Source organism: Aliidongia sp. (assembly GCF_035943795.1).
Classification (GTDB): Bacteria; Pseudomonadota; Alphaproteobacteria; order ATCC43930; family CGMCC-115725; genus Aliidongia.
This window is the reverse complement of sequence record NZ_DASZBY010000039.1, coordinates 1-7,530: the sequence shown is the minus strand read 5'-3', so window position 1 is coordinate 7,530 and position 7,530 is coordinate 1. Positions and strand designations below refer to the sequence as shown.

Sequence of the window (7,530 nt, the reverse complement as noted above, 5' to 3'; positions counted from 1 at the left end):
CATGTCTCCGTAGCTCAGCAGGATAGAGCATCGGTTTCCTAAACCGGGGGTCACGTGTTCGAATCACGTCGGGGACACCAAGCATCAAAGCCCTGAAATCCGTATGGTTTCAGGGCTTTTTGTTGCATAGAAAATCCAACGGTCGGCTAATCGCTCGGGTTGTTATAGCGCGCCGCGAGTTTTGGCACAGGTTGCCGGTGGGTTTGGCACCTACGAAGACATATTTTGGGGCTTCGTGATCATCAATTCGCCGACCCGCTTCGCTGAACCGTTACCGCCGATCGTGTAGGTGGTTTCGATTTCCTCGAAAGCGAAGCCGTCGAAGGCTCGACGAACGCCTGGATGGTCGTTCAGCGAGACCAGAAATCGCCCTCTGATGGTGCGAAGCACGAGCGCCAGGCGATCGAAATCCAGCCGCGAAAAAAGGTCGGCCGTATCGCTGTAGTCAGCCTCCGAGCCGTAATACGGCGGGTCGAGATAGAACAGGGCGCCCTCGCGATCGTAGCGGCGGATGAAATCCTCGTAAGGCAGTCGCTCGATGACGACAGATGCCAGCCGTTCGTGCACCGCTTCGAGCAAAGGCACCAGCTTGTTGAGATCGAACCGTGCCGGCCCGGTGCGACTGGTGCCGAAGTTCCTGCCGGCGACTTTGCCGCCGAAGCCTGTGCGCTGGAGGTACAGGAAGCGCGCGGCCCGCTCCAGATCGGTCAGCGTGGTCGGGTCAACCTGTGCGAGGCGATCGAAATCCGCCCGCGTGGTGAGTTGCCATTTCAGGACGTCCAGGAACTGCGGAAAGTGACGCTGAAGGATGCGAAACAGCGTGGCCACATCCTGGCTATAGTCATTGATGATCTCGACCTTGGCGGCCCTGCTTCGGCGTAGGAAAATGCCGCCCATGCCGACAAACGGTTCGGCATACAGGTCGTGAGGCGTGGCTTCGATGATCGCAGTGATGCGAGCGGCCAATTTGTGCTTGCCGCCGATGTAAGGCGCGATGGGGTCTACGCGAACGCTGGACACGTTTTGTTCTCTCGGTTATTAACCCGCCCCCCTGTGGGGAACGGGTCGATTCGTCGAGCGAGCTGAACCCTCGCGGCTTGGGGCGTGCCAGCGCCCCGAGCCCCCGTTTGGGGCTATGGAATGGGATCAGGAAAACAGCGTACCAGGCCGGACAGAGGCAGTGTTTCGCCCGTGCTGGTAACGACATTCGCCTGAAGTCGATAGACGTTGTTTCCCAGGAAAGGCCCTCCCATGGTCACCGCGACACATCCTAGAAGGGCCTGCCCGGGAACCTGCAGACGTGACTGCGGATCGTCGTCACCGATCCCGCTGGCGATGCCGCAACGCCAGACCAAGCTGTCGGCATTGAGCGTCGCCCCGAGCGGAAGTTGTTCGGTGAAATCCAGTTCGAAGATCCGCTGTGTCCCAGCCATGATCGGCGACCAGGTCTCCGCGATGTCGGTCATGCCACGCCTACCATTCAATTTCCTAACGAGAGCCGGACCGACCAGGCGACGCGCCAGGGGCGGCCCTACGAGAAGCCCGGCCGGGTCGACCGTGAGGGCAGCGACGGCCGGCGTCGCGATCGCGCCCGAAAACAAGTCCGGAAGCGACAGTTTCAGCGCTGCGGATTGCGTTTGGCTCGCCGCAACGGCCAGCCGCAACGATGGTAGCGCCAGCGTGGCGGCGCCGATCGACGTCAAGGTAGCTGTCGCAACCGTAGCCAAGTTTGGCAGCGTGGCGTTGCCGACGGCCGATAGCGCCTGCATCGCCGTGGCAGCCGTGCGGAGCGCCGGGAGCATCCAAACTGCAGTTGCGATGCCGCCCATGGCTGCAGTCGCGGCCATCGTCGGTAACGGCAAGAGGCATGAAGCTGTCGCGCTCTGGGCCTGTCCTGCCGCTGCCGCGACAAACGGCGGCAACGGCTGGATCCCAGCGACGGCGACTTGCGCCTGGCCCGCAACCACCGATACGACCGGCACCGGCAGAGAGATCGCCGCGATTGCGGTCAAGCCCATCGACGCATTGGCGACCGTCGCCAGCCTGGGCAGGATCGGTGCGACGGCAGCAGTCTGAGCCTGACTTGCCGTAGCCGCGATCGCTAGGCGGGGAAGCATCGTGCCGGCGGAGGCCGACAGGCCCTGCGAAGCCAAAGCCGATGTCGTCAGGCTCGGCAATACCAGCGCCGCGCTCGCCGTTTGGCCTTGGCTTCCCGTCGCTGGGGCGGTCAGCGCGGGTAACCTCGACGATGCGACGGCGCCTTGGGCTTGCGTCGCCACGCCAGCAGCGGCCAGAGCGGCAACCATCAGCGCGGCCACAGCGGACTGCGCTTGCGACGCCGTGGCCGCGATCTTGCCGGTCGGCAGGCCCATCGTGCAGACGGCGACTACTCCACCCGCGCTCGCCGCCACCGCGCCGCCAAAGGGGGCCGTACCGAATGGCTTCGCGCCGAACGGCATGTTACTGGCTCGCTGGCCAGCCGGCCGCTACGTCAACGGCGGCAACCGCGTCGGCCGTGCCGGCGGCGAGGATGTGATTTTTCAGCGCCCGGCAATAGAGGATGCAGCTCGATACATAGGCGCCAGCCGCGAAGGTGAAGGCGTAAGCCTCGGCCGCCGACATCGGCACTTCGCTGTTGTCCGCCGCGATCCAGTAGAAGCCGGCCGACCAGGGCGAGCCGTCTGGATCGCGTATCGATCCGAGCGCCATAGCGCCGATAGCTGCCATGTCCTGCCGCGACCCGTCGTCGATCTGGAACAGCTTGCCTTGATAGGCGAACCCGGCGGCGATGACCCCGTCATACTGCGCCTCGGTCGCCGCCACAGCTACACCCCGGAGGACGGCGACTGGATCGTGCGCCGCGACAGCAGCTTGTGCTGCGGCCAGATCGCTGACCTGAAACTCCTGGCCGCTCATCTGCGTCTTGACGCCAGCGGCACGGATGGCCTCGCAGACGCCAGCAGCGCTGAGGTCGATGTCCGGATATGCAGTCCACGTCAGATCCACGATGCTAGGGCCTCACATACAGGCAGGGGCTGAGGTACGTATTGGGTGCTAGAGCCGAGAAGCCGCTGGAGGTGGTGGGGGCCACGCTTGCGGGTGCTCCGTAGGTCGAGGCTTTTGACCAGAGCCTCACGCGGTTTTCGTAATACGCCGCGTCGAGCAACGAGGGTCGCTTGAACTCGTATGAATTGGGGCAGAGTTTGACCGTCGAAATATTGGTATTCATGTCCAGGAAGTACTGGCCTGGCGGCAGATCGAGACCGCCGGTCGAGCCCACGTTGCCGGTCGCTGCCGTTGACAGATCGCCCGAATCCCACATCAGCGCGCCCGCGTCGCCATCCAGGAGCGGCGCATAGATGGCGAGCCGGATATGTCCTGCGGCATTGCCGGAGTCGATATAGACGCCGAAGCTTGAAACGGGCGCCCCGATGTCCCAGTCGAATGTGCAGCGATAGATCGTATCCGACGCGTTCGCCGTGAACCCGGCGGCCTGAATGCTCGCCACCTGCCCTATCGGCGTCCAGTTGCCGCCGGAATAGAGCGGCCCGGTCGATGGAAACAAGTTGAAGGAGACGGGATCCAGTTCGACGGTCGGCGCCGTCGTAAAGTTCAATGGGCTAGCGCCCGTGCCGGTCACGTACGTGCCGCTGCTGGTCCGTGTTTTGCGCGGGCTACGCGTCAACGTCGACGTGTTGCCCGTTCCGAGCGTCAGCTGACCGTATCCGGCTTCGAAATTGCCGACCCCGTCGCGCGCCGAATAGACGACGCGATAGGTGCCCGACGGTCCGTAGGGCTCATTGAAATTGGCAAAGTTGGCCAGCGCGGTCAGGGTCCAGGTGCCGGTGCCGGTCGTGCCGGTCGCCGCCACGAAATCTGCAGCCAGCATCTATCTCTCCGACATTCGAACGGCAGCGGCGACCTCAATCACGATCAGTCCACCGCCAGCTTCATGACGTCGGTCAGCGTAATGGGAATTGTCGTGTTCACGGTGGTCGTGCCGATGACGATGTCGGTACCGGAGGTGCCGATGGTCAAATCGCAGACGACCGTCGTGCCGTCGGACTTCAGGCAACGCGCGAACGTGGCCGTGCCATTGGCGACGGGGGATACAGAAGCGCTAACGAAGGAACCTGTCGCCTGCTCATTGCCGCTGACCAAGCTGTCCGAGCCGTAGGCCGTCGCGCTGAAGGTCCAGGTGGCCAGCAGCGTGTTGCCCGACAGCGCCGTGTCCGGATTGGTCGGTTGAGTGCCTGAATACCAGTTGCAGGTGCCGCCGTTCAGCAATGGCTTCACTGCGTCGAGCATGACCGCCCCGACCGCCGCGGTAACTTTCATTGTCATGGTGTTTGCTTTCCAGTGTGAAATTGAGGGGGCGTGGGAAGCGGCGGCGAGCTGCCAGGCCGGGTGGTCTGGATCGGCCAGCGCGCGCGGTAGCCGGCCGTCTGCAGGATGCGTTCGAGGTCGCGTCCGGGTACGCGATAGACGTGCAGCACCAGGCTGACCGCTTCGGCGTCTTCCATTACGTCCTGCACCGTGTCGACGCGGTCGAGCAGCTGGGCCGCGAGGCCGCGCGGATCGCCGAGCGGCTGGAACCCGGTGCGTCGGCAGTTCTGGCACGGGATCCGGCGGCGCCACGGCAGCAGGCTGACGTCGAGGGTGCGGAAGCCGTCGCCCCCGCATAGCTTGCAGATCGCGGCGCTATGGCCGGCGCCGAAAGCCTGCAGGCCGCGTCGGATGTCCCACAACAGGATCTCGGCATGGGACATATCAGAGCTTGATCATCACGTTCAGGAAGGCGGTCGGCTGCATGTTCGAATGCGCGCCGCCGCCGCCGGTCCCGGCGTCCGTGGTGAAGGCATGCGTGTGCGATACGCTCTCGGTCCCGGTGGTAATGGCATGGGTATGGGGCTGGCTCGGGGTGCCGGTGTTGAAGGCGCCGCCAGAACTGGTGACTTGGCCGCCGCTGGCGGCACCGACGCCGCCGTTCAGCGTGCCGGCGACGCTGTGGGTATGCGACTGGCTTTCCGTGCCGGTGGTGCCGCTGTGCGTGTGGTTGGCGCTTTCGTTGCCGGTGGTACCGCTATGGGTGTGTGCCGGCAGCTCGCCGAGCGCCAGAACATGGGTTTCCGCACCAGCGATGTCGCCGAGGTTCCTGGCGGTCAGGCCTACACCAGCGCCGGCGATCGCGAGCGACCGGCCGAGGACAGCCGGCAGCACCAGGCGCCGGTTCGCCGCGAAGTCCGCCGCGGCCGAAACGCCCCGCGCGACCGCCCCGCCCGCGCTGGTCTGAAGGGCCGCATTCCCGTTGGAGACATTGGTCCAGAGCAGGGTGAACAGCGCCTGCGTATCGGCATTGGCCCGGGCCGTCGCGCCCGACGCCGCGTTGCCGATCGACCCGTCGTTCATCAGGACCCAGCCGGCGTCTGCCGCCGCTTTCAGCGTGATCTTGACGTCGCCGGTCGACCAGCCATCCATCGACGAAATCAGCTGCTGGATGGCGGCAAGCAGTTGCCGGTTGTTGGTTTTGTCCAGGGTCTCCCCGGCGGTTTCGATGACGCCGGCGATTTCTTCCTGGACCGAGTTGAGCCACTCGTGAGTGACCGACGTCGCGACCTGGCCGACGGCGGGATCGCCATTGACGAAGTACCCGGGCGTGCCTTCTGCGCGAGGTACCGGAAGAGCCGCGACGGCAGTGGTCGAATCAATCCGATGCATCAGAGGCTCTCATAGTCGAACAGGACGTAGGTGTGGGCGGGTGCCACGCGCCGGATGAGGCGCTCGAAGCTGTTGCGGCCGGGGTCGCTTCCGGGTGCATCGGCGCGCAGCGGAACGGTGAAGCCGGCAGGCGCGGCCGTGACCGAGATCGTCCAGGCGAAGCACCAGGCGTCACCCCAGATCGGCGTGTCGGCGGCCAGCACGTCGGCGACCGCGCGGCGATAGGTCGTGATGGTGATCGTGTAGCCGAGGCTGGCGGCGAGCCCGATGAAATAGGCCTTAGTCTGGCCGCCGACCGCGTTGACCTGGGCGGTGATGAAGGCCTGTTGCTCGGGCACGGTCAGGTCCGCATCGGCACCTTCGATCACACCGATCAGCGTGATGTCCGAGGTCACCAGCGCCGTGTCGATCGAGACCTCGGTGGTATCGACCGTGTAGCCGATGAACTCGTCGTTGCCCGGTACGATGCCGAGTTGCTCGTACCATTCCGGGATCATCTGGACGGTTGTGCGCGGGTCGGCCTCGTCGAGCAGCGCCAGCGCCGCCGCTTCGATCCGGGCCAGGCCATCGCCGATCGCCGCCCAGAACCGGCCGCGCACGGTCGATGGATCGCGGGGCCAGGCAGCGCCCGGCGGGTGCAGCTTCAGCAGCTGAAGCCCGTACTGGTCGCCGAGCGCGGTCATTGGAAGGTCACCGCGCCCAGCTCGGCGACCTGGTAATCGGCAATCACGGTGTCGCCGGCCGGGGAGACGACGTCGCCCTGGCCGCCGCCGCCGGCGTCCTGCACGGTCGCTTCGATCAGGTCGTGGAACAGCACGGTTCCCGGCTCGCCGGCGGTGCGGAACAGGTCGGCCAGGCTGGCCAGGACGGCGGCTCGGTTGACCGAATTGTCGATCTGCAGATGGACCGCAACGTTGATCGTGACGGCCTGCAGCGTGATCGCGTAGGGCGTCGCGGTGACGGGCGCCTTGACGTCGAGCTGGGCTTGGACGGCGGTGACGGTGCCGGCACCCGGAATGATCGAGCCGGCCTGGTCGTCCAGCACGAACGCGACGCCGACCGTGCCCGGACCCTGCCAATACTTGAAGACAAACGCGCGGGTCACGCCGGGCACTTCCTTGGCCCATTCCTCGTAATCGGCCGCAGCGCCACCCTGCGGCGGGTTCTGCCAGACGTCGAGCAGCCGCGCGCGCAACTCGTCGTCGGTCTCGGTATCGGTGCCGCCGGTAAGCCCATTGCCGTCCACGGTCACGGTCACGCCGGCGATCGGATTGAGGAAGGTCAAGGTCGTGGCGGCGGCCGTGTTGCCGGCGGTGCCGCCGAGCGTGGCGGCGAGCGGAAGCGAGGCGGGGCCGCCGGCGATCGTCACGGCCGCCGTGGTGACGAACTGCTGATTGTCCGAGCGCTGGAGCAGCTGGCCGGCCGGAATGGTCGTAGGGGTCGAGGCGGTGGCGACCGCGGTGCCGGTCGCGACGGCAGGCAGCTTACGCGCCAGGCCTTTGAGCGAGGCGTGCCGCTCCAGATAGGTCTTCTCGGCCGTCGCGACGAACAACTGGTCGGCCAGGTACTGGATGAAGCCATAGAGGCCGCGCGCGGCGCCGGCGATGACTCGGCCCGCGACATAGAAGGTCGAGCGGCGCAGCAGCGCGTCGGCATTGGTCAGCCGGGACTTGATGTCGCCGGCGATCGACGTGACCAAGTCTGCAAGGCTCGGGACGGAAAAGGGCATCAGGAAACCGCCTGCCAGACAATGGCGAACCGAAGGGGGAGGACCGAGCCGTCAGGCTTCTGGATGACGACGTCGAGCAGGAG

At 65.6% G+C, this 7,530-nt stretch carries 9 protein-coding genes and 1 tRNA gene; 1 reads left to right on the top strand and 9 read right to left on the bottom strand.

Annotated elements, in window-relative coordinates:
• Positions 1–3 precede the first annotated feature (3 nt).
• Positions 4–80 (top strand) — tRNA-Arg (locus VGV37_RS06850).
• A 130-nt stretch (positions 81–210) separates the two neighbouring features.
• On the opposite strand, the gene VGV37_RS06845 is transcribed toward VGV37_RS06850, so the two are convergent.
• From VGV37_RS06845 to VGV37_RS06805, 9 genes are all read right to left on the bottom strand, one after another.
• Positions 211–1,020, bottom strand: a complete 810-nt coding sequence (locus tag VGV37_RS06845; protein WP_326878896.1) for a DNA adenine methylase — start codon at positions 1,018–1,020, stop codon at positions 211–213.
• A gap of 113 nt (positions 1,021–1,133) precedes the next feature.
• A complete protein-coding gene (locus VGV37_RS06840) occupies positions 1,134–2,459 on the bottom strand; it encodes a hypothetical protein (protein ID WP_326878895.1) in 1,326 nt (441 codons plus the stop codon).
• 1 nt (position 2,460) lies between these two features.
• The gene (locus tag VGV37_RS06835) at positions 2,461–2,916 is read right to left on the bottom strand and encodes a DUF4376 domain-containing protein (RefSeq protein WP_326878894.1); all 456 of its coding nucleotides are present in this window, start codon (positions 2,914–2,916) and stop codon (positions 2,461–2,463) included.
• A gap of 94 nt (positions 2,917–3,010) precedes the next feature.
• Positions 3,011–3,889, bottom strand: coding sequence for a hypothetical protein (locus VGV37_RS06830; protein WP_326878893.1), 879 nt, complete (start codon positions 3,887–3,889; stop codon positions 3,011–3,013).
• A 44-nt stretch (positions 3,890–3,933) separates the two neighbouring features.
• Entirely contained in the window at positions 3,934–4,308 is a 375-nt protein-coding gene (locus VGV37_RS06825; RefSeq protein WP_326878892.1) for a hypothetical protein, read from the bottom strand.
• Positions 4,309–4,340: 32 nt separating this feature from the next.
• The gene (locus VGV37_RS06820) at positions 4,341–4,769 is read right to left on the bottom strand and encodes a hypothetical protein (protein ID WP_326878891.1); all 429 of its coding nucleotides are present in this window, start codon (positions 4,767–4,769) and stop codon (positions 4,341–4,343) included.
• 1 nt (position 4,770) lies between these two features.
• On the bottom strand, positions 4,771–5,718 hold the full coding sequence (locus tag VGV37_RS06815) for a hypothetical protein (RefSeq protein WP_326878890.1): 948 nt from the start codon (positions 5,716–5,718) through the stop codon (positions 4,771–4,773).
• A complete protein-coding gene (locus VGV37_RS06810) occupies positions 5,718–6,401 on the bottom strand; it encodes a putative phage tail protein (RefSeq protein WP_326878889.1) in 684 nt (227 codons plus the stop codon). Before VGV37_RS06810 ends, VGV37_RS06815 begins: the two co-directional genes overlap by 1 nt.
• Positions 6,398–7,447, bottom strand: coding sequence for a baseplate J/gp47 family protein (locus VGV37_RS06805; RefSeq protein ID WP_326878888.1), 1,050 nt, complete (start codon positions 7,445–7,447; stop codon positions 6,398–6,400). The genes VGV37_RS06810 and VGV37_RS06805 overlap by 4 nt, the downstream gene beginning before the upstream one ends.
• Positions 7,448–7,530 lie beyond the last annotated feature (83 nt).